The sequence below is a fragment of the Actinospica durhamensis genome (genome assembly GCF_018139695.1).
GTDB classification, from domain to species: domain Bacteria; phylum Actinomycetota; class Actinomycetes; order Streptomycetales; family Catenulisporaceae; genus Actinospica; species Actinospica durhamensis.
Map to the genome: position 1 here is coordinate 1 of NZ_JAGSOG010000663.1, position 684 is coordinate 684.

A 684-nucleotide genomic window follows, 5' to 3' on the forward strand; every position below is an offset into this window, starting at 1 on the left:
CCCCTCCCCCACGGCCGCCACGTACTCGATGACCCCGCGCGCCGCCTCCAGCCCCAGCATGCGCGTGATCACCCACGCAGCCAGGTACTGCGAGGCCAGACACCCGCCCGCCGTTGCCACATTGCCCTCCGCATGGAACGGCGTGTCCAGCACCGTCACTCCGCAGTCCTCGACGAAGGGCCGACTCTTCACATCGGTGCAGGCCGGCATCCCACCACCCACCAGCCCAAGCCGCGCAAGCACCAAAGCCCCTGAACACTGCGACCCGACCAACTGCCGTGCCGGATCCAGCCGCTCCCGCAGTCCGCCGATGAACCCGTCGTCCGCCACAACATCACGCGTCGTGACGCCACTGCCGATCAGCACGGCGTCGGCCTCCGCCACGAACTCCATCGGCCGCTGCCCCCGCACCTGCACGCCGTTCATCGACGTCACCACCGGCGTCGGCGTGGTGATGAACGCCGCCAACCCGTCCGCCCTACACCGATTGATCAGCGCGGACGCGATGAAGCTGTCCAGTTCGTTGAACCCGTCAAAGGTGACCACCGCTACTTGCATACGCCAAGCCTCGTCCCCCGACCCACCTCGCGTCGCGGGCCAATCCGCAGCACGTGGCCTGCCGCATCGTGGGCAAATCCGCGCAACGCGGCGCTGATCCCATCTCCCACCGACTCAGCCCCGCCC

At 68.7% G+C, this 684-nt stretch carries 1 protein-coding gene; it reads right to left on the reverse strand.

Annotated features, from left to right (window positions below; translation table 11 throughout):
* On the reverse strand, positions 1–558 hold a 558-nt coding region (locus tag KDL01_RS41610; protein WP_212534224.1), incomplete at its 3' end, for a DJ-1/PfpI family protein.
* Between the last annotated feature and the right edge of the window lie 126 nt (positions 559–684).